The organism is Bacillus cereus group sp. MYBK101-2, from assembly GCF_051918845.1.
GTDB lineage: Bacteria > Bacillota > Bacilli > Bacillales > Bacillaceae_G > Bacillus_A > Bacillus_A paranthracis.
This window is the reverse complement of the sequence record NZ_JBQAIE010000001.1, coordinates 884,917-906,279: the sequence shown is the minus strand read 5'-3', so window position 1 is coordinate 906,279 and position 21,363 is coordinate 884,917. Positions and strand designations below refer to the sequence as shown.

Below are 21,363 nucleotides of genomic sequence, written 5' to 3'. Positions count from 1 at the left end.
ATGAAAGAATTCAAACGATAACAATAAGTTCACTTTTTACAAAAGGTCAGCTTATTGTTATCGTTTTTTCGCTTGCTATATGAATGATAAGAACACTCCATACATAAATAGGTAGTAAGGAGGGGGATATGTTGAAAAGGATATTGTTAGTTTCAACAAGCGCTCATGATATGAATGGACACCCGACTGGTTTGTGGCTGGAAGAGCTTGCAGCTCCGTATCATGTATTTAAAAAGGCTAAGTTCGATGTTGATATTGTGTCGATAAAGGGCGGTAAAGTACCTATTGATAGAGTGTCTATTCCGAACGGGATACCTCGTGAATTTAAGCATGTCGCTTCTTTATTGCAAAATACGAAGCTGATCTCAACGGTTCATTTTTCGGATTATGATGCGGTTTTATTTGGTGGTGGACACGGGGCAATTGTAGATTTTCCAGGTAATCCATATGTTGCAAATTTAATTGTGAATATGTACAACAACAACCGAATTGTAGCGGCTGTTTGTCACGGAGTAAGTTCTTTAGTCGGTGTGAAAAATAAGGACGGATCGTTTTTTGTTGCCGGCAAGCGTATAACAGGTTATACAAATGATGAGGAAAAAGCCGTGCATTTAGAAAAGCGAGTACCGTTTTTGTTAGAAAGTAAATTGAAAGAAGAAGGGGCTTTGTTTTATGTTGCTCCAAAATTCACGCCGCACGTCGTAGTAGATGGGCATTTAATTACAGGGCAAAACCCGCAGTCTAGTATGGAAATAGGGAAAGCTATAAGAAGAGCTGTAAGTCAACTACCTCCACTGAGATAAAGCCTTTCAGTGGGGGCTTGAGTTCAAACGCTAGGTCTTTTCGTCTATCGCTAGACAGGTTGACGCTCTAGCATTCATGCCACCTTATGGTAACACCCCAAGTATGTTTTTGGTTGGTACTGGCAACGAACGATTGTTTTCCCACTTGCACCACCCTTTCGAAAAAGAGCAGTTCTTCCTTGTGGAAGAAGCCACCACTCAGATGAGCCCGGCGTGTGCTACAAGCCCCGACAAGTCGAGTACACATGGATGGTTGACGCACCCACTAAGCTATGCGCGAAGCAACAGCCTTACGTTTTTGCACTTCTAATAGAATCGGAGTTTTCACTTTAAAATTTTCATCCAATTCTACAACTTTTGATTTTTCCAATGTATTCAGCGCGCCATTAATATCAGCATGGATACATGTTCCTGCCTTACTTTGGTACAGACCACGAGTGATTCGTTTGCCACTAAAGCGATAATGGGTCTTATCATCCTTAGGCCAAACTGGAACCTTGTCTTTATCCAGAAAACTAGCTTTTGAAGTATAGCTTTCTTCTTGTTTAAAAAATCGTATACCTTCTTTTATACATTTATTCTCAATTGCTGCAATCAGTTTATGGAACGGGATTTGAACAAACTTTTGATTATTCTTTTTCCCCATATGAGAGTTTTGTTTCCAACCAGCGTTATACCCTACAACAATCGTATCTATATCGAATTCTTTCACTTTTTTGAACAATAGGCCTACCGTTTGTGCAATGTAACCGTTTATTTGTCTTTCTCGTTTATGCCAAAGTGCGGCCATTTTATTCGTTACAATACGTTTTGAAATTCCATTGTCCATATTTTTCCGCCCTAGATTACCTATCATTTTGTTGAAGTATTGATTTATGGATTTTAGTTTTTTTCCATCAATTAAGAAGGCATCACCTGTATTGGTCACGCAACTTACTAATCTATCTACACCTAAATCGCAACTCAAAGCGTTACTAGTGGTCGTGGGTGGTTTCTTCATTTGAGAAACGTGCATTTCATATGTATAATGCACCTCAAAGAACCGACCTTTTTGCTTCGGTACAATCTCAATGTAAGAGATTTTTTTATTTCTTAAGTTCTTTGGCATACGTATTTTAATGGAACCGAATTTTTTTCTGAATGCAATACTCATCGGAATCATCCAATACCCGTTATCATCCACTTTTGGAACTTGATAGATTTCAATGACTCGTTTGTCCGTTGAACGAGAATAATTCGGAAACTTAGGACGACCTGTGAAAGTTTCAGGTTTTTTCTTCCATTGTTCCAGTGCTTTAAAAAAACTCTTCACTTCTGTAAATAAGGCTCTACGAATCGCTTGAACAGAGTTTGATTGCACGCCCCAGTAATTCATATCGGCTTGCATGGCAGTGTCCACTTCTTTTACAGTAGCCACCTTATTATGGTTCAAATAACTTTGTTTAATGGTATACAATCCAACATTTCGCAACGCTTTTGAACTATGTGACATGCGCTGAAGTAAACGAAATTCTTTTGCAGTCAAACAAGCTCGTCCTATATTTTGTTTCTGTGTGAATCGTTGCATAGTTTCCCTTTTCTTTTGTTTACGTAATACTTTCACTGCTTTCTTTCTAGCCATTGTTTTCACCACCTTTCTTAGAGAGTTCATTACAATTATTTCTTTCTTAAGATTGTGTTTCTTCTTAGGAAAGAAATGTTTTTGTAACTGTTAACTACTTTTGACAAATCAATATTTAGAACGGAACAAAATGTGAACATGGTCTTCATCGTAAGTCCTTTTGGTTCAAATAACCAAATGATTATGATTATCATTATTCAATTTCGTTGTCCTACGATATATTCCCTCCTTATCTAGGGCAGATTATATCGTAAGACAAAAGAAACAAAATTGTTTCGTCTTCTTGCCGAAAAGGATAAATTATAGAAAAAGTGCTCGTTACGCATAAAGGTAGCGGGCATTTTTTCTATAGTATAAATGACTCCTTAAACTAAAAAGATGTATTACGTATAGTGACTTCATTTATAATTAATCGTGAATTTGCTATACTATTTTGTATGGACAAAAGGGGAGGCTCCTTTAATGAGAAAAGTTGCGTGCGCAAATACTTATATTAATAAAATAAAGCCCGTTATTAGAAAAACGAGTTTTAGCCAATTGAAAATAGATGAAATTGCGAAATATATGGATATTAGTAAAGCTACTTTATATAAACGCTTTTCTTCAAAAGATGAGATTATTGAAGCTGTGGTAGAAGATTTTATGAACTATCTTCTTGAAGGAGATGCGGATAATCAAGATGAAAGTATGTCTTTTGCAGAACGTTTCCAAAAGACGTTTATTCACTCTTTAAAATGTGTGACGTATATTTCAGATGTCTTTTTACAAGATTTGAAAGAGGCATATCCGCACTTATCTGATCAGTTAGTCGCTGCACAACAAAATCGTAATCATAATTTGCAAATGTTTTTTGAAGCTGGTATGGAACAAGGTTACTTTAATAAAATGAACGCACAATTATTTATGGTGCAAGATGATGTGATGTTAAGACGTATAATAGATCATTCTTTTTGTATTCAGTACGATATTACGTTAAAAAAAGCGATACTTGATTTTTATCAACTAAAGAAGTATCAACTTTTTAAACCAGAGTATATAGACGCAATTGATGATTCGGAAATTGAAAAAGAAGTTATTGCTATTTTGCAAATGATTTCGTAAAAAAGCAGGTTTTCCTATAGTAATGGAAAACCTGCTTTTTTATTATCTGTTATTTGTTTACGTGTTGTAATACTAATTCAGCTACTGGACCACCTGAAGCTGGGTTTTGGCCAGTTATAACGCGATTATCTTCTACAGCGTAAGCTTCCCAAGGCTGCGCAGCTTTTTCGTAAAGTCCTCCATTTTTAATAAGCTCATCTTCTGTTAAAAATGGAACGAATTGATCTAATTCAGCTAGTTTTTCCTCTTCATTTGAGAATCCTGTTACTTTTTTACCGCTAATTAAACGTTCCCCATTACTTAATGTAATATGAAATAAACCAGCAGCTCCGTGACAAACAGAGGAAACAATTCCGCCATTTTCATAAATGCTACGGCTAATCATTTGGAGTTCTTTATTTTCAGGGAAGTCCCAAATCACACCGTGACCACCTGCGTAATAAATAACAGCATAGTCTTCTGGATTCACCTCACTCGGTTTCATTGTAGAACCGAGGCGATTCATAAATTCTTTCTTTTGATACCATTCCCAATCGATGCTCTCCGCCATTGCTAAACTATGCGGATCAATCGGTGTATAACCACCTTGTGGGCTAACATAATCTACTTCGTAACCAGCTTCTTCAACTTTTTTAACGAAATGAACAGCTTCACCAAGCCAAAGGCCAGTAGCTCGATTTAAATTTGGATATTTTTCAACGCTCGTTAATACAACTAACATTTTTTTCTTCATCATAATCCTCCTGTAATGTTTCTTCTGTATACAAGTTCATTGTTTTATTAAGTTAGAAATTGCAAATTTGAATAACCGTGTTAGTCCTCCTTATATCGGATTCGAAATTAGTGTATAACAATTTTTGAACAAAGTAAACTAAAAACACTAAATTAGTTTACTTTGTATATTTTTCGTTGACAAACTGTAATGCTGAAACTATGATAGTTCCATGGATATCGAACAACGTACATGTTTCGTTTCGAATTCAATTTGTCGCGCGATAAATGTATACATTTGATGAAGTTGTTTAGCAGCGATAGAAGCGCTAAACAACTTTATTTTCATTTACAGTTACTACAATCAGGAGAGGTGTTACACATGGGGAAAGATATAAGTAACCATTCAAAATGGTTTGTTTTCACATTATGTTTTATCGTTTTATTAGGACCGATGAATGCGGTTTTATTTAATGTTGCGTTAGAGGAGATTGCTCATGATTTATCTATTAGTCAATCGAAAGTAAGTTGGGTTGTAGTAGGTTATTCTTTAGTTGTCGGTATTGGTTCAATGATATACGGGAAGCTTGCTGATCGTTATAGTGTGAAAAAACTATTAATTATTTCGATTATCATATTTGTAGTGGGTTCTATTATTGGATTTGTAAATCAATCTTATGCGATTGTCATTTTTGCAAGATTAGTGCAAGCGAGCGGGGGTGCAGCGTTTATTGCGCTTAGTATGATTGCAGTGGCCAAATTAGTTGTTCCTCATAAGAAGCCTGGTGCGTTAGCGATGATTAGTTCTTCTATTGCATTAGCAGTAGGTATTGGCCCTTTAGTTGGCGGGGCTATTACAAATACACTAGGGTGGCCATATTTATTTTTATTTATGGTTATTTCAGTAGTGGGGATTTTCTTGCTTATAAAATTTATGCCAGAAGAAGCACGGCAAACGGATGAAGCGTTTCATTTTGATTACATTGGAGCGGCGTTACTATTTGCATTCATTACGACTGTTTTATTAGGTGTCAATATGAATCGTTGGCTATTTGTGTTAGCGATAATTTCTTTACTTTTATTCACGGTTCGTATGAAGAAAGCGGAGCATCCATTTATCGATATTGAGTTGTTTTCGAACAAAGCATTTCTTCGTTTAATAACAGTCGGATTTATAATTAATGTGGCGTTATGTGCTAATTTATTATTGTTGCCATTACTGTTAGGAAGAGAGCACGGATTGTCTCCATTTGTTATCGGAATTGTATTATTTGTTGCATCAATCTTTGGTATTGTGTCTAGTTTTATTACTGGAAAGATTGTCCCTTCGTTTGGAAATGTGAATATGATTTATGTAGCGTCTGTCATTATGATTGTTGGCTTTTTAATTTTAGGGTTTATTCCGAATGGAAGTATAGTCGTTATTGTATTGGCGATTATTTTGACATTTATGAGTTATTCTGCCATTCAAGTATCATTGAACACATTTATACCGAAAACATTACATGCAGCTAAAGTTGGAGTCGGTCTTGGCTTATATAATTTAATTAACTTTTTCGGTATGGCATTTGGACCAGCTGTTGCGAGCAAAATTATGGAATCTACAAATAGTTATCGTTTCAATTTTATTTTAATCGTCATGTTAATTTCTGCTCATTTCTTCTTATTAATAGGAATGTCTTCTTTCCAAAAAAAGATGGAGCATTAAAGATGTACTTTATTATAGAAGAAACCGACTTTCATATAGAAGGTCGGTTATTTTTCTGTCTTGCAAATTATGAAAAAAAGGAGCAAAATAAAAAAGGTCCTAGTCTATACAGGTACAAATGAAAATTTTCATACAGAAGCAGTTTAAGTGCGCGAACTTAAAGTGTGTAAAATATAATGATAAAATAAGATGATGAATGAGAAAACGGGTGATGAAGTTGAATAGAGCAATCGGTGTTATCGATTCAGGAGTTGGCGGCTTAACAGTAGCGAAGGAATTAATTCGTCAGTTGCCGAAAGAGCGCATTATATATTTAGGGGATACAGCACGTTGCCCTTATGGTCCACGTTCTCGAGAAGAAGTGCGCCAATTCACGTGGGAAATGACGGAGCATTTACTAGATTTAAATATCAAAATGTTAGTTATTGCATGCAATACAGCAACTGCAGTTGTATTAGAAGAGATGCAGAAACAATTACCCATTCCAGTGGTAGGAGTTATTCACCCAGGATCACGTACAGCTTTAAAAATGACAAACACGTATCATGTTGGGATTATTGGAACGATTGGAACGGTGAAAAGTGGTGCATACGAAGAAGCGTTAAAGTCTATTAATAATCGTGTTATGGTAGAAAGTTTAGCGTGTCCACCTTTTGTTGAGCTTGTAGAGAGCGGTAATTTCGAAAGTGAAATGGCGTATGAAGTTGTAAGAGAAACGTTGCAACCGCTGAAAAACACTGATATTGATACGCTTATTTTAGGCTGTACACATTATCCAATTTTAGGTCCTGTTATTAAACAAGTAATGGGAGATAAAGTGCAACTCATTAGTTCTGGTGATGAAACGGCGCGTGAAGTAAGTACTATTTTATACCATAGTAAAATGTTGAATGAGGGAGAGGAACAAAGTGATCATCTCTTCTTAACAACAGGGAAAATAGGTCTATTTAAAGAAATTGCATCAAAATGGTTCGGTCAACCGATTGAAAATGTGAAACATATTTATTTAGAAAAAGAATAATAATAGAATGCATATAAGTGAACTCCTGAGAAATCAGGAGTTTTTTTGTTTATAGGGAGCACAGCTTGTTCTAAAACATGAAACAGCTCGTATACATAATAGTACAAACTTAGATTTTAGGGGGGAATGGCATGCCTAAATCCACTTTTAAATGGGTTATTGGTGCTACTGTGAGCGCTGTTTTACTAACAGGGTGTGGCTTTATAAATCAAGAGAAAGCAACGGAACAAATTGATCCACCAAAACAAGTTACGTATACAGAGGGTGGAAAGAAAGAAGTATCTAAAAAAGATAAGCAAGGACAAACGGTGAATAGAGAATTATACCTTGTTGATAAAAATGGCTATGTTGTACCGCAGACGTTAGCTATACCTACTCCGAAAGCAAATGAGGTTATTCAGCAAACGTTAGAGTACCTTGTGAAAGATGGGCCGGTAACCAATTTATTACCGAATGGGTTCCGTGCAGTCATTCCGGCGAATACATCGATGACCCTTAACTTGAAAAAAGATGGGACGGCAGTCATTGATTTTTCTAAAGAAATGAAAAACTATGCGAAAGAGGAAGAACGTCAAATCGTTGAATCTATTGCATGGACGTTGACGCAATTTAAAGAAATAAAACAAGTGCAGTTCCAAATAAATGGTGAAAAATTAGCGAAGATGCCTGTTGGTGGTACACCGCTTGGTGAAGGGGTGAGCCGTGCGAACGGTATTAACTTCGATGATGAGCAAGTAGCGGATGTAACAAATACAAAACCAGTAACACTTTATTTTATGGCACAAAATAATAATAAACAGCAATACTACGTACCAGTAACACGCCGCGTTGTAGAAGGAAAAGAAAATGATTATGCAGCAATTGTAGATGAACTTGTAAAAGGACCGATTCATCAATCACTCCTAAATGATTTTAATCCAGGAGTTAAGCTGATTACGAATCCGAAATTACAAGACGGAAATCTTACATTAAACTTTAATGAAAATATATTTATAAACCCAGATAAAAATATGATTTCAAATTACGTATTGAAGTCGTTAGTTTTATCTTTAACAGAAAAGAAAGGCGTGAAAAGCGTTTCTATTGAAGTAAATGGTAAAGCGAATCTTATAGATGAAAAGGGCGGAAAGTTAATAAAACCTGTAGATCGTCCAGAAAACGTGAATACAGGTAGTTTTTAATCGCCAATAATTTGATATACTTAAGTAAGAAAGGGGAATTGCTTTTTGGGTTCCCCTTCTTTTATTGTATACATATCATACATTTAAATTTGGCTATACTAACAAGTAGTTATGAGGAGGTTATTGTTATGCGAGTAGATGGTAGAGAAAAAACAGAATTACGCCATATACATATTCATACGAATTATTTAAAACATCCAGAAGGATCAGTGTTAATTGAGGTTGGGGATACTAAGGTAATTTGCTCAGCGACAATTGAAGAGCGTGTCCCGCCTTTTATGCGTGGAGAAGGTAAGGGCTGGGTAACAGCTGAATATGCAATGATTCCACGTGCGACAGAACAACGTACAATTAGGGAGTCAAGTAAAGGGAAAGTAACAGGACGTACAATGGAAATCCAGCGCTTAATTGGACGAGCATTACGTGCGGTAGTTGACTTAGAAGCGCTTGGTGAGAGAACGGTTTGGATTGATTGTGATGTTATTCAAGCGGATGGTGGAACGAGAACAGCTTCTATTACAGGTGCATATGTAGCAATGGTATTAGCGTTTGAGAAATTATTACAAGCAGAAAAAGTATCTAAAATTCCAGTAAAAGATTATTTAGCAGCAACGTCAGTAGGAATTGTTGAAGAACAAGGTGTTGTTTTAGATTTAAACTATGCAGAAGATTCTAAAGCAGACGTTGATATGAACGTAATTATGACTGGAAAAGGTCAGTTCGTTGAAGTGCAAGGAACTGGAGAAGAAGCGACGTTTAGTAGAGCGCAGTTAAATGAATTACTTGATGCTGCAGAACAAGGCATTTTCCAACTGATTGATATGCAAAAAGAAGCGTTAGGTGACATCGTATCTCATATAGAGTAGAGGTGGAAAAAATGAAACAAGTTGTTGTAGCGACAAAAAATATGGGGAAAGTACGTGAATTTGCTGAGTTATTTGAGCGATTTGATTTAGAAGTGAAATCATTACACGATTTTCCTCATATTGAAGAAGTCGAAGAAACTGGTGAAACATTTGAAGAAAATGCAATCTTAAAAGCGGACAGTTTGAGTAGACAATTGAATGCAATTGTAATTGCGGATGATTCAGGTCTTATTGTAGATGCTTTAAACGGGAAACCAGGTGTGTATTCAGCACGTTTTGCTGGAGAGCCGAAAGATGATCAAGCAAATATTGATAAAGTTTTACAAGAATTAAATGACGTAGCGTTTGAAAAGCGTAAAGCTCGTTTCTACTGTGCATTAGCAGTGGCTTTCCCTGAAGGGGATAAAAAGCCTGTCATTGTAAATGGGACGTGCGAAGGGTTTATTTTAGAACAACGCCGCGGGGAAAACGGCTTCGGATATGATCCGATTTTTTATGTGGAAGAATATAAAAAAGCGATGGCCGAACTAAGTTCAGATGAGAAAAATGCTATTAGTCACCGTGGACGTGCTCTACGTAAGCTAGAAGAAAAAATCCCTGAATGGTTTTTAGGAGAATAAGGGAGAGAGATTGATGAAAGCTTTAATCGTAAGCGATAGTCATAGCTCTGTGAAGGAATTACAGCAGTTAAAAGAGAAGTATGAAGGGAAAGTAGATATCATGATTCATTGCGGTGATTCAGAGCTAACGCCTGCTCATGAAGAGTTGCAAAGTTTCCATGTTGTAAAAGGGAATTGTGATTATGCTAACTTTCAAGATGAAATTGTAACTGATGTAGATGGTGTTCGTTTCGTAGTTGTGCACGGACATCGTCATAACGTGAAAATGACGTTACAAACATTAGCGTACCGTGCTGAAGAGGTAGGAGCGCAAGTTGCATGCTTCGGACACTCTCACGTATTAGGTGCGGAATTAATCGACGGCGTTTTATTTATTAATCCAGGCAGTATTTTATTACCGCGTCAGCGTGTAGAAAAAACATTTGCTTTATTAGAAATGGATGAAAATCAAATAGAAGTTCGTTTTGAAACACTAGACGGACAGCTAGTTGAACAAGCAGTTTTTAAAAGAGGATAAGAAAAATTATCCTCTTTTAAAAAAGGTGTTGACTTTATGTATGGTTATACATATAATAAATATTGTCGATAGGGCAACGGCGCTAACGAATGAAAATAAAATAACATATGCGGGTGTAGTTTAGTGGTAAAACAAGAGCCTTCCAAGCTCTGGTCGAGAGTTCGATTCTCTTCACCCGCTCCATGTCCCAGTAGCTCAGCAGGATAGAGCAACGGCCTTCAAGAAAAATAGGAGCCTTTATAGGGAAACAAGAACCTATAAAGTGGACGACACTATATCGGTGAAGCCTTAACAGTTCGGCTGATGGTAATACCGAGGAAACTTACGATCTTGAAAAAGATTAAGGAGTTTTGAATGATTAAGTGAAACTTAATGGTAAAGACTCTGAAGTATGATGAAAATCATCGTGAGGTTCCGTAGAGACTACACGTGTCGCACCTGAAATGGTGAAGATATAGTCCAGACTACAAACAGTAATTGCTGGTAGCGAAAGCTATGGTGGTAAGCTAAGCCGTCGGTCGGGAGTTCGAATCTCTCCTGGGACGCTAAGAAAACCTTGTTATCTTTTGATAACAAGGTTTTTTGTTTGTCTACAAATTGATGTATGTGCAAAAGGTGTAAAAAAATAACGTAATATATGGTAATTATTATGTGTAACGGATTAAAGTGCATGAAGAAAAGAGCGCCATTTACGCGCCCTATTCCTCTTATTTCATTTCAAGAATCAATAGGTTTATGATGGAACTCAAATCCATATCCAGATTCTCCTAACTGTTCACTTACAATATTATAAAACTTTTTCCCGCAAAAACCATGACACCAGCACCGGTGCGTTCCCACCATGAAAGTTTTTCGCCAGTATCGGGATCAACACCTTCTATAACACGTCGTACATCGTATTCTCCTAATTTTCACTTAGAATGTTATAACTTTTTACCATTCTAGTACGATTGAGCAGTCGTTATCGAAACTTATCCCTGTCAGTGTGTTACAATGAATAGAAGCGGAAAACGAGAATCTCCAATTGACTAGACCTGTGATTGGTTAGATGGTTTAAGAAGGTCGTATAAAAAGGGAGATGGCGCAAAGATGGCGAGATCAAATGAGAATGATTTAACAGAGAAATTGGCAGAAGGTCAACGGAAATATGGTGATGGCAACTTTACAGTACAGAACATCGGTGATGAAACTAACCCGAACTGGACTGTCGTAAAAAATGTGAGGAAGGGATCAGCAGGCATTCGCGAAGGAGAAGATATATTAAGACTGCGATCAAAATATATAAAATAGTACGGAAATGAGCGGACTGAGAGTTCGAACCCCTCCTAGGACGCTAAAAAACCTTGTTATTTTTTGATAACAAGGTTTTTTGTTTATTTTAAATTAGTTATTAATAAATTTCTCAAATACAAAACCATAATCTTTCACATTATATTGTTTCTTCGTATCAACAAGCCAGTTAAAGGCAATCTCGTTCATTTCTTTAAACTGCTCTGCTAAATTTACTTGTGCATTTGAAATCTTACAATTCTGTAAGGTAACTGTAAGGTAGTTCGATGGTAACAAATTGTTAATCCTCTATAATGAAGGTAACAACGATAAAACGAGGAGGAAGAAATAATGAAGGGATTAATCGTAACGGGTTTAACAGTTGCTTTTGGATTTGTAGCGTATGAGAAATTAACGTATGTAGTTGATGTTGTAAAACATTTAATCGCGTAGAGGAAACTACCATGAGAGGGAAAGGGAATGAGTGAATGAATGGAATGGTTATTTGGAATTATAGGTACTTGTAGTGTTGTGTTATTGTTCTTTGTCCCAAGTGGTATACTTAGTTCGACAACGAGTTTGTTCTTCTTAAGTTTGTTTGCTTGTACAATGCTCATCATTATGTTTTTAATGAAGCGAAGTAAACCAATCTTCTACTTTAGCATGATTGTTATGGCAATTATTGTTCTCCAAATTATTACCCTTGTTATATACCCCACTATTATAAAAGCTTTCCATTAATGATGAATCCTCTGCTTGAATTGCTGAGGGTTTTTATTTGCATATTTTTAATTTTGAGTAGGAATTCACTTGTATTGAAATGTAAAAATTAAATATTTCTATATTTCAAACAAAGGGTTTCGGGATGTTGTGTTCTCATTACTCATTTGATATATTTACTTTAAAGATAATTAAAATCTAGAAAAAGAGGCGGACGTATGGATAAAAAAGAAAATACGGTCGTATTGTTTCCGCAACTATCAGAGCGCTATATTGATGAAGGTTTTTTAGCGCTGAAAGAGCGGAAATTCGAAGATGCATTGCGCTGCTTTGAAATATTACGTCAGTATAATGCAGAAACGGAACAAACGGAACTAGCTTCGGTTATTTGTTTGTTAGAATTAAAACATATGGAAGAAGCGAAAGAGAAATGTGAACAGTTACTGGAAACAGGAGCGGTCTTATTTGGTGATATTCTTGAAACGTATGTGACAATTTTAGTTCAAACAAATGATTATGAAGGCGTTATTGAAACTGTTGAAAAAGTTTTGCAAACGAAAGATATAATGCCTGAGCAAAAGGAAAAATTAGCACAGCTCGCTTTATTTGCAGAAGGTATGTTAAATGAAGTAGATACATCACGAGTTGATTCGAATTTTGAGTTAGATGAATTTACTAATGAAATATTTGGAGAAAACTTTGGGCAAAAGCTAAGGGCGATTCAGCAACTTTCGTTAAAAGACTTAGATCTTGCATTACCTATTTTAAAGAAATTTTTAATAGACGAAAAACAGCACCCTTATTTGAAAACTTCTATTTTATATAAAATGATAGAAAATCAAATAGAAGAAGAGATAGAGGTAGAAAAGTTTGGGAATACAATCAAGGTAATTCCGGCATTTACAGGTCATAATGAGGAGCAATCCGATAACATTATACATAGATTATCAAGTCGATTAGAGCAAAATTATCCTGATATATTTGATGCGATGGTTACATATTGGAAAGAATTACAAATTAGCATTTTCCCATTCGCTCTATTAATGGATAAAGTGGAGATTTGGGCTGCTGTTTTAGAGAGAATTGGTAGAAAGCGTTTCGGGTTGACTATTGATGAAGAAGAGCTTATGACAGCGTATAATATTGAATTAGAAGAGTTTCATATTGCCTATCAATGGTTATTACGTGTTGAAAGAGAAGGATATTTGCCCGTATAATTATGAAAAAGAATCGTTCGGTTCTTGAAACGAGCATATTCTATGTTATAATGTAAGGGTTGCAAAAGGCAGAAATCTGCCTGTTTGTAAGAGAAGAGAAGTGTAATTCTCTTACTTAATATGTTTCATATTATTCTCGAACAAAATATACCGTAGTTGTCTTTTAGGCAATTAGTAGATTGGAACATTATATCTGAAAGCTTTTGCTAGAGGATTATTTGTACTTTTGTTATTTCAAAAAAGAGATAATGAAGATCTTAATCTATAGAGGTATGTGCATACATTATTATAGTTGGAGGGAAAGAATAAATGGCTGCAAAATGGGAAAAATTAGAAGGTAACGTAGGCGTTTTAACAATCGAAGTTGATGCTAAAGAAGTAAACAACTCTATCGACGCTGCGTTCAAAAAAGTAGTAAAAACAATCAACGTACCAGGTTTCCGTAAAGGAAAAATGCCTCGTCCGTTATTCGAACAACGCTTTGGTGTTGAATCTTTATACCAAGATGCTTTAGATATCATCTTACCAAAAGCATACGGTGAAGCAATCGATGAAGCTGGTATCTTCCCAGTTGCTCATCCTGAAATCGACATTGAGAAGTTCGAAAAAAATGCTAACCTTATCTTCACTGCAAAAGTTACAGTGAAACCTGAAGTTAAATTAGGTGAGTACAAAGGTTTAGCAGTAGAAAAAGTTGAAACAACTGTAACTGACGAAGATGTAGAGAACGAATTAAAATCTTTACAAGAGCGTCAAGCTGAGCTAGTTGTTAAAGAAGAAGGAACTGTTGAAAACGGTGATACAGCTGTAATCGACTTCGAAGGTTTCGTTGATGGCGAAGCATTTGAAGGCGGAAAAGGCGAAAACTACTCTCTAGCAATCGGTTCTGGTACATTCATCCCAGGTTTCGAAGAGCAATTAATTGGTCTTAAATCTGGTGAGTCTAAAGACGTTGAAGTATCATTCCCAGAAGAGTACCATGCTGCTGAATTAGCTGGCAAACCAGCAACATTCAAAGTAACAGTTCACGAAATCAAAACAAAAGAACTTCCTGAGTTAAACGACGAGTTCGCTAAAGAAGCTGACGAAGCGGTTGCAACTCTTGATGAATTAAAAGCAAAACTTCGCACAAACTTAGAAGAAGGCAAAAAGCATGAAGCTGAGCACAAAGTACGTGACGAAGTAGTAGAATTAGCTGCTGCTAACGCTGAAATCGACATTCCAGAAGCTATGATCGACACTGAGTTAGATCGTATGGTTCGTGAATTCGAGCAACGTTTAAGCCAACAAGGTATGAACCTTGAGCTTTACTATCAATTCACAGGTACTGATGCTGACAAGTTAAAAGAGCAAATGAAAGAAGACGCTCAAAAACGCGTAAGAATCAACCTTGTTCTTGAAGCTATCATTGAAGCTGAAAACATCGAAGTTACTGAAGAAGAAGTAACTGCAGAAGTTGAAAAAATGGCTGAAATGTACGGTATGCCAGTAGACGCTATCAAGCAAGCTCTTGGAAGCGTAGACGCTTTAGCTGAAGATCTTAAAGTTCGTAAAGCTGTAGACTTCTTAGTAGAAAACGCTGCATAATAAAATAACAAGGCGCGATTTTAATCGTGCCTTGTTTTATAAATATAGAAATATATTTATAAAACTTTTCGATGAAGAAGGAAAACTTCCTTAATAAGTCGAATATACATATTTCAAAAGTTTTAAAAACTTTTTATTTGTACATAACTAGTCATATTATTTGTATTTCTCGCCACGTAGTGACATAATATGTATTTACATACGATACATTTATCGTGTACATACGAAGGCAAGAGGTTAGCACTTTGTAAGGGGTGTGAAAATATGTTTAAATTTAATGATGAAAAAGGGCAATTAAAATGTTCTTTCTGTGGTAAAACACAAACGCAAGTCCGAAAGTTAGTTGCAGGTCCAGGTGTTTACATTTGTGACGAGTGTATCGAACTTTGTACTGAAATTGTACAAGAGGAGCTTGCGAAAGATGAAGAAGTAGAATTCAAAGATGTACCGAAACCGGTAGAAATTCGTGAAATTTTAGATGAGTATGTCATCGGACAAGATAACGCGAAAAAAGCACTAGCGGTAGCGGTATATAACCATTACAAACGCATTAATTCTAACAGCAAAATTGATGATGTAGAATTAGCGAAGAGTAATATCGCACTTATCGGGCCAACAGGTAGTGGTAAAACATTACTGGCACAAACGTTAGCGCGTATTTTAAATGTTCCATTTGCAATCGCGGACGCAACATCTTTAACTGAAGCTGGGTACGTTGGGGAAGATGTAGAAAACATCTTACTTAAATTAATCCAAGCAGCTGATTATGATGTAGAGAAAGCGGAAAAAGGAATCATTTATATTGATGAGATTGATAAAGTGGCACGTAAGTCCGAAAATCCATCAATTACACGCGATGTATCTGGTGAAGGTGTGCAGCAGGCACTTCTGAAAATTTTAGAAGGTACTGTAGCAAGCGTTCCACCTCAAGGTGGCCGTAAGCATCCGCATCAAGAGTTTATTCAAATTGATACAACGAATATCTTATTCATCTGTGGTGGAGCGTTTGATGGCATCGAGCCAATTATTAAACGTCGTCTTGGTGAAAAAGTAATTGGATTTGGTTCTGAGAAGAAAAATGCTGATGTAAATGAGAAGCATGTTTTATCTCACGTATTACCAGAGGACCTTTTAAGATTTGGTTTAATTCCAGAGTTTATCGGTCGTCTTCCAGTTATTGCGAACCTAGAGCCGCTTGATGAAGATGCTCTTGTTGATATTTTAACGAAACCGAAAAATGCACTTGTTAAGCAATTCCAAAAACTATTGGAGCTTGACGATGTTGAGTTAGAGTTTGAAGAAGGCGCACTAATTGAGATTGCGAAAAAAGCAATTGAACGTAAAACAGGTGCTCGTGGACTTCGTTCTATTATTGAAGGCTTAATGCTTGAGGTAATGTTCGAGCTACCATCTCGCAAAGATATCGAGAAGTGTATTCTTACAAAAGAAACAGTAGCTGATAATGCAGCACCAAAATTGGTGTTACAAGACGGTACTGTACTTGATACAAAAACATCTGCATAATGCGAAGGAGAAACAGCAATTTTTATAATTGCTGTTTTTCTTTATGTTTAGCTATGTTCCTCCGCGGAAATACTAAGAGATAAAACATTGCGGGAGGAAATAAATGATGAGCTGGACAAATATATTTTTACTTGTTCAACTTGTTTTTGGTGTAATTGTCGGATTGTATTTTTGGCATTTACTTCGAAATCAGCGAACACAAAAAGTTTCAATTGATCGAGAATCGAAAAAAGAATTAGAACAGCTTCGTAAAATGCGCGAGATTTCTTTAACAGAGCCGCTTGCGGAAAAGGTGCGTCCTACATCCTTTTTAGATATTGTAGGGCAAGAGGACGGGATTAAGTCGTTAAAAGCGGCTCTTTGTGGTCCAAACCCGCAACATGTGATTATATATGGTCCGCCAGGTGTCGGAAAGACAGCAGCAGCGCGTCTCGTATTAGAAGAAGCAAAACGAAATCCAAAATCTCCATTTCGCACAAATGCAACATTTATTGAACTGGATGCGACGACAGCTCGGTTTGATGAACGTGGTATTGCAGACCCTTTAATTGGTTCGGTGCATGATCCAATTTATCAAGGTGCTGGTGCGATGGGGCAAGCAGGTATTCCGCAACCGAAAAAAGGTGCGGTAACAGATGCTCACGGTGGTATTTTGTTTATTGATGAGATAGGTGAACTACATCCGATTCAAATGAACAAAATGTTAAAGGTGCTAGAAGATCGAAAAGTGTTTTTGGAAAGTGCATACTATAGTGAAGAAAATACGATGATTCCGACGTATATACATGATATTTTTCAAAAAGGTTTACCAGCCGATTTTCGCTTAGTTGGGGCGACGACACGTTCGCCAGATGAGATACCTCCTGCTATTCGGTCGCGCTGTTTAGAAGTGTTCTTCCGTGAGTTAGATACAGAAGAAATTCAAAAAGTAGCGAAGAATGCGGCTGAAAAAGTGGAAATGCAAATCGGTGAAAATGGTATTGAAATGATTGGAATGTATGCGAGAAATGGGCGAGAAGCGATTAATCTTGTACAAATTTCTGCTGGAATGGCAATAAATGAAGAACGTCCTTTCATTAAAGATGAAGATATAGAGTGGGTTGTTCACTCTAGTCAGCTCACACCGAAGTATGAAAAACGCATTTACCCTATTCCGAGAATCGGTCTTGTAAATGGACTTGCTGTATACGGACCAAATACAGGTGCGTTATTAGAAATTGAAGTAACAGCAATCAAGGCGAAAGATAAAGGATCGGTAAATGTTACCGGAATTGTTGAAGAGGAAAGTATTGGTAGTCAAACGAAATCCATTCGTCGTAAAAGTATGGCGAAAGGTTCTGTAGATAATGTATTAACAGTGCTTCGATCTCTAGATGTATTGCCAGAAGGGTACGATATACATATTAATTTTCCAGGTGGTATCCCGATTGATGGGCCTTCGGCGGGAATTGCTATGGCAACAGGTGTGTATTCAGCAGTGCATCATACGTATGTGAATAATGAAGTAGCGATGACTGGTGAGATAAGTATACACGGGGAAGTGAAACCTATCGGTGGTGTGTACGCAAAAATAAAAGCTGCGAAAAAGGCAGGAGCTAAGAAAGTTATCATTCCTGCTGAAAACATGCAACCATTTTTGTATACAATAAAAGGAATTGAAATTATTCCTGTTCGGAAGTTGAAGGAAGTATTTGAGCTAACGTTTATACAGGAAAATATACATCGAGAGCTCGATGTACATACTACGATAGACGAAACAGATGCACAATCAATGTGAGAATGAACGATAATAGTATTTGCCAGACTTCGTTTAAGTTTGTATGCTTAAGCGGAGTCTTTTTTCTTTTATAAGGGAGAAAAAACGAGGGATTTACAGTTGCGGAGAATCTCTGCAATTGCATCTAGATGTATTGTAATATAAAATAGTTGAACAGGAGTTTAATTTATTATGGAGGTGCTATGTCTAGTATGAATACGAATGAAAGAATCGTGCCCCTCCTACCATTAAGAGGCGTTCTCGTATATCCAACGATGGTTCTGCATCTTGATGTAGGACGTGATAAATCGATACAAGCACTAGAGCAGGCGGCAATGGATGAAAATATCATCTTTTTAGCAATGCAAAAAGAAATGAATATCGATGATCCGAAAGAAGATGACATATATAGTGTAGGTACAGTGGCGAAAGTGAAGCAAATGTTAAAATTGCCGAACGGTACGCTTCGTGTCCTTGTAGAAGGTTTACATAGAGCAGAAGTAGTAGAGTTTATCGAAGAAGAAAATGTAGTGCAAGTTTCTATTAAAACGATAACGGAAGAAGTGGAAGCTGATTTAGAAGAGAAAGCTCTTATGCGCACATTACTGGAGCATTTCGAACAATATATTAAAGTTTCGAAAAAAGTTTCAAATGAAACATTTGCAACGGTAGCCGATGTAGAAGAGCCAGGAAGATTAGCGGATTTAATTGCTTCTCACTTGCCAATTAAAACGAAGCAGAAACAAGAGATTTTAGAAATCATATCTGTGAAAGAACGATTACATACACTTATTTCAATTATTCAAGATGAACAAGAATTACTTAGTTTAGAAAAGAAAATTGGACAAAAAGTGAAACGTTCAATGGAGCGCACGCAAAAAGAATATTTTTTACGTGAGCAAATGAAGGCGATTCAAACTGAACTTGGCGATAAAGAAGGTAAGGGCGGAGAAGTTGAAGAACTTCGTGAGAAAATTGAACAGTCAGGAATGCCTGAAGAAACAATGAAGGCTGCGCTGAAAGAATTAGATCGTTATGAAAAGTTACCAGCAAGTTCTGCGGAGAGCGGTGTTATTCGTAATTATATGGATTGGTTATTAGCACTTCCGTGGACAGAGGCAACAGAAGATATGATTGATCTTGCTCATTCTGAAGAGATTTTAAACAAAGATCATTACGGTCTTGAGAAAGTGAAAGAGCGCGTACTTGAATATTTAGCGGTACAGAAGTTAACGAATTCATTAAAAGGGCCTATCCTTTGTTTAGTAGGACCACCTGGGGTCGGAAAAACTTCGTTAGCGCGTTCTATTGCAACATCATTAAATCGTAATTTTGTCCGTGTATCCCTTGGTGGTGTGCGTGATGAATCTGAAATTCGTGGTCACCGTCGTACGTACGTTGGAGCAATGCCAGGACGCATTATTCAAGGTATGAAAAAGGCGAAATCAGTTAATCCAGTCTTTTTATTAGATGAGATTGATAAAATGTCTAACGATTTCCGTGGAGATCCATCAGCTGCATTACTTGAAGTGTTAGATCCAGAACAAAATCATAACTTCAGTGATCATTACATTGAAGAACCATATGATTTATCCAAGGTTATGTTTGTGGCAACTGCAAATACACTTTCCAGTATTCCAGGCCCATTACTTGATCGTATGGAAATTATTTCGATTGCTGGCTATACAGAGCTTGAAAAAGTTCACATTGCTCGTGAACATTTATTGCCGAAACAATTACAAGAGCATGGTTTACGAAAAGGTAATTTACAAGTACGTGATGAAGCGCTTCTTGAAATTATCCGCTATTATACACGTGAGGCTGGTGTTCGTACACTAGAGCGCCAAATTGCAAAAGTTTGTCGTAAAGCAGCAAAGATTATCGTTACAGCAGAACGTAAGCGTATTGTAGTAACAGAGAAAAACGTTGTTGATTTACTTGGTAAGCACATATTCCGTTATGGGCAAGCTGAAAAAACAGACCAAGTTGGTATGGCGACAGGTTTAGCGTATACGGCAGCAGGTGGCGATACACTGGCGATTGAAGTGTCTGTAGCGCCAGGTAAAGGGAAATTAATTTTAACAGGGAAACTTGGGGATGTTATGAAAGAATCCGCACAAGCAGCGTTTAGCTATATTCGTTCTCGTGCAGAAGAGCTTCAGATTGATCCTGATTTCCATGAGAAAAATGATATTCATATTCATGTTCCAGAAGGAGCAGTTCCAAAGGATGGACCGTCAGCAGGTATTACGATGGCAACGGCACTTATTTCTGCGCTAACAGGTATTCCTGTAAGTAAAGAAGTGGGGATGACAGGTGAAATTACACTTCGTGGTCGTGTATTACCGATTGGTGGTTTAAAAGAAAAAACATTAAGTGCTCACCGCGCAGGTTTAACAAAGATTATTTTACCAGCGGAAAATGAGAAAGATTTAGATGATATTCCAGAGAGCGTAAAAGAAAACCTTACGTTTGTGCTTGCATCTCATTTAGATGAAGTATTGGAGCACGCATTAGTAGGAGTGAAACAATGAAAGTAACAAAAGCAGACATTGTAATTAGTGCTGTTAAACCAGAACAATATCCAGACGGTGACTTACCAGAAATTGCATTAGCAGGTCGTTCAAATGTCGGGAAGTCTTCCTTTATTAATAAAATTTTAAATCGTAAAAAGTTAGTACGTATTTCTTCTAAACCAGGAAAAACACAAACATTAAACTTCTTCTTAATTAATGAGATGATGCACTTTGTGGACGTTCCAGGTTACGGATATGCGAAAGTATCTAAAACAGAGCGCGCGGCTTGGGGTAAAATGATTGAAACGTATTTTACAACACGTGAGCAATTAGATGCAGCTGTATTAGTAGTTGATTTACGTCACAAACCAACAAATGATGATGTAATGATGTATGATTTCTTAAAGCATTATGACATTCCAACCATTATTATTGCAACGAAAGCCGATAAAATTCCGAAAGGGAAATGGCAAAAGCATTTAAAAGTTGTAAAAGAAACGCTTGATATTGAAAGTGGCGATGAAGTCGTTCTATTCTCTTCTGAAACAGGACTTGGGAAAGAAGAAGCATGGAAAGCAATTCATAAATTTACAAAAACAAAAAACGCGTGACGAATGTCGCGCGT

At 36.8% G+C, this 21,363-nt stretch carries 19 protein-coding genes, 1 tRNA gene and 3 pseudogenes; 17 read left to right on the top strand and 6 right to left on the bottom strand.

What is annotated here, in order from left to right; genetic code table 11:
* The first annotated feature begins 128 nt into the window (after positions 1 to 128).
* Positions 129 to 803, top strand: a complete 675-nt coding sequence (locus tag ACTFSI_RS04815) for a type 1 glutamine amidotransferase domain-containing protein (RefSeq protein WP_044790606.1) — start codon at positions 129 to 131, stop codon at positions 801 to 803.
* Positions 804 to 1,068: 265 nt separating this feature from the next.
* On the opposite strand, the gene ACTFSI_RS04810 is transcribed toward ACTFSI_RS04815, so the two are convergent.
* Together ACTFSI_RS04810 and ACTFSI_RS04805 are read right to left on the bottom strand one after the other, a co-directional pair.
* Entirely contained in the window at positions 1,069 to 2,424 is a 1,356-nt protein-coding gene (locus ACTFSI_RS04810; protein WP_044790605.1) for an RNA-guided endonuclease TnpB family protein, read from the bottom strand.
* A gap of 56 nt (positions 2,425 to 2,480) precedes the next feature.
* Positions 2,481 to 2,577, bottom strand: a pseudogene (locus ACTFSI_RS04805) (transposase); the annotation flags it as partial.
* Positions 2,578 to 2,886: 309 nt separating this feature from the next.
* On the opposite strand from ACTFSI_RS04805, the gene ACTFSI_RS04800 reads away from it, so the two are divergent.
* A complete protein-coding gene (locus tag ACTFSI_RS04800; protein ID WP_001233020.1) occupies positions 2,887 to 3,525 on the top strand; it encodes a TetR/AcrR family transcriptional regulator in 639 nt (212 codons plus the stop codon).
* Between the two features lie 49 nt (positions 3,526 to 3,574).
* On the opposite strand, the gene ACTFSI_RS04795 is transcribed toward ACTFSI_RS04800, so the two are convergent.
* Complete coding sequence (locus tag ACTFSI_RS04795; RefSeq protein ID WP_000728512.1) at positions 3,575 to 4,258, bottom strand: type 1 glutamine amidotransferase domain-containing protein; 684 nt, start codon at positions 4,256 to 4,258, stop codon at positions 3,575 to 3,577.
* A gap of 360 nt (positions 4,259 to 4,618) precedes the next feature.
* Here ACTFSI_RS04795 and ACTFSI_RS04790 point away from each other — a divergent pair, with 360 nt between their 5' ends.
* The 7 genes from ACTFSI_RS04790 to ACTFSI_RS04760 all read left to right on the top strand — a co-directional run bounded on the left by ACTFSI_RS04790 (position 4,619) and on the right by ACTFSI_RS04760 (position 10,332).
* A complete protein-coding gene (locus tag ACTFSI_RS04790; RefSeq protein ID WP_440045253.1) occupies positions 4,619 to 5,944 on the top strand; it encodes an MFS transporter in 1,326 nt (441 codons plus the stop codon).
* Positions 5,945 to 6,155: 211 nt separating this feature from the next.
* Positions 6,156 to 6,965 (top strand): glutamate racemase, encoded by an 810-nt coding sequence (gene racE / locus ACTFSI_RS04785; RefSeq protein WP_000773996.1) that lies wholly within the window; start codon positions 6,156 to 6,158, stop codon positions 6,963 to 6,965.
* Between the two features lie 131 nt (positions 6,966 to 7,096).
* A complete protein-coding gene (gene gerM, locus ACTFSI_RS04780) occupies positions 7,097 to 8,146 on the top strand; it encodes a spore germination protein GerM (RefSeq protein WP_001126737.1) in 1,050 nt (349 codons plus the stop codon).
* Between the two features lie 128 nt (positions 8,147 to 8,274).
* Positions 8,275 to 9,012: a ribonuclease PH gene (gene rph / locus ACTFSI_RS04775; protein WP_001261765.1), complete on the top strand. Its 738-nt coding sequence runs from the start codon at positions 8,275 to 8,277 to the stop codon at positions 9,010 to 9,012.
* A gap of 11 nt (positions 9,013 to 9,023) precedes the next feature.
* On the top strand, positions 9,024 to 9,632 hold the full coding sequence (locus tag ACTFSI_RS04770; RefSeq protein ID WP_000815935.1) for an XTP/dITP diphosphatase: 609 nt from the start codon (positions 9,024 to 9,026) through the stop codon (positions 9,630 to 9,632).
* Between the two features lie 13 nt (positions 9,633 to 9,645).
* Positions 9,646 to 10,149 (top strand): metallophosphoesterase, encoded by a 504-nt coding sequence (locus ACTFSI_RS04765; RefSeq protein WP_440045252.1) that lies wholly within the window; start codon positions 9,646 to 9,648, stop codon positions 10,147 to 10,149.
* A gap of 109 nt (positions 10,150 to 10,258) precedes the next feature.
* Positions 10,259 to 10,332 (top strand) — tRNA-Gly (locus ACTFSI_RS04760).
* A gap of 534 nt (positions 10,333 to 10,866) precedes the next feature.
* Here ACTFSI_RS04760 and ACTFSI_RS04755 read toward each other — a convergent pair.
* Both ACTFSI_RS04755 and ACTFSI_RS04750 read right to left on the bottom strand, forming a co-directional pair.
* Positions 10,867 to 10,959, bottom strand: a pseudogene (locus tag ACTFSI_RS04755) (DUF6572 domain-containing protein); the annotation flags it as partial.
* Positions 10,929 to 11,030, bottom strand: coding sequence for a pre-toxin TG domain-containing protein (locus ACTFSI_RS04750; protein ID WP_410560942.1), 102 nt, complete (start codon positions 11,028 to 11,030; stop codon positions 10,929 to 10,931). The gene ACTFSI_RS04750 and the pseudogene ACTFSI_RS04755, both read right to left, overlap by 31 nt.
* 208 nt (positions 11,031 to 11,238) lie before the next feature.
* Between ACTFSI_RS04750 and ACTFSI_RS04745 the strand changes: the two genes are divergently transcribed.
* Entirely contained in the window at positions 11,239 to 11,439 is a 201-nt protein-coding gene (locus tag ACTFSI_RS04745) for a hypothetical protein (protein ID WP_000124461.1), read from the top strand.
* A gap of 93 nt (positions 11,440 to 11,532) precedes the next feature.
* Here the strand turns inward: ACTFSI_RS04745 and ACTFSI_RS04740 are convergent.
* Positions 11,533 to 11,673, bottom strand: a pseudogene (locus ACTFSI_RS04740) (YvbH-like oligomerization domain-containing protein); the annotation flags it as partial.
* A 237-nt stretch (positions 11,674 to 11,910) separates the two neighbouring features.
* Here ACTFSI_RS04740 and ACTFSI_RS04735 point away from each other — a divergent pair.
* From ACTFSI_RS04735 to ysxC, 7 genes are all read left to right on the top strand, one after another.
* Positions 11,911 to 12,159: a hypothetical protein gene (locus ACTFSI_RS04735; RefSeq protein WP_001983650.1), complete on the top strand. Its 249-nt coding sequence runs from the start codon at positions 11,911 to 11,913 to the stop codon at positions 12,157 to 12,159.
* A 197-nt stretch (positions 12,160 to 12,356) separates the two neighbouring features.
* Entirely contained in the window at positions 12,357 to 13,355 is a 999-nt protein-coding gene (locus tag ACTFSI_RS04730) for a hypothetical protein (protein ID WP_044791184.1), read from the top strand.
* Positions 13,356 to 13,664: 309 nt separating this feature from the next.
* A complete protein-coding gene (gene tig, locus ACTFSI_RS04725; protein WP_000729258.1) occupies positions 13,665 to 14,942 on the top strand; it encodes a trigger factor in 1,278 nt (425 codons plus the stop codon).
* Positions 14,943 to 15,206: 264 nt separating this feature from the next.
* Positions 15,207 to 16,466, top strand: a complete 1,260-nt coding sequence (gene clpX, locus ACTFSI_RS04720; RefSeq protein ID WP_000472282.1) for an ATP-dependent protease ATP-binding subunit ClpX — start codon at positions 15,207 to 15,209, stop codon at positions 16,464 to 16,466.
* A 106-nt stretch (positions 16,467 to 16,572) separates the two neighbouring features.
* Entirely contained in the window at positions 16,573 to 18,243 is a 1,671-nt protein-coding gene (gene lonB, locus ACTFSI_RS04715) for an ATP-dependent protease LonB (protein WP_014481760.1), read from the top strand.
* A gap of 182 nt (positions 18,244 to 18,425) precedes the next feature.
* Complete coding sequence (gene lon / locus ACTFSI_RS04710; RefSeq protein WP_000097297.1) at positions 18,426 to 20,756, top strand: endopeptidase La; 2,331 nt, start codon at positions 18,426 to 18,428, stop codon at positions 20,754 to 20,756.
* The gene (gene ysxC / locus ACTFSI_RS04705) at positions 20,753 to 21,349 is read left to right on the top strand and encodes a ribosome biogenesis GTP-binding protein YsxC (RefSeq protein WP_000869113.1); all 597 of its coding nucleotides are present in this window, start codon (positions 20,753 to 20,755) and stop codon (positions 21,347 to 21,349) included. Before lon ends, ysxC begins: the two co-directional genes overlap by 4 nt.
* Positions 21,350 to 21,363: the final 14 nt, after the last annotated feature.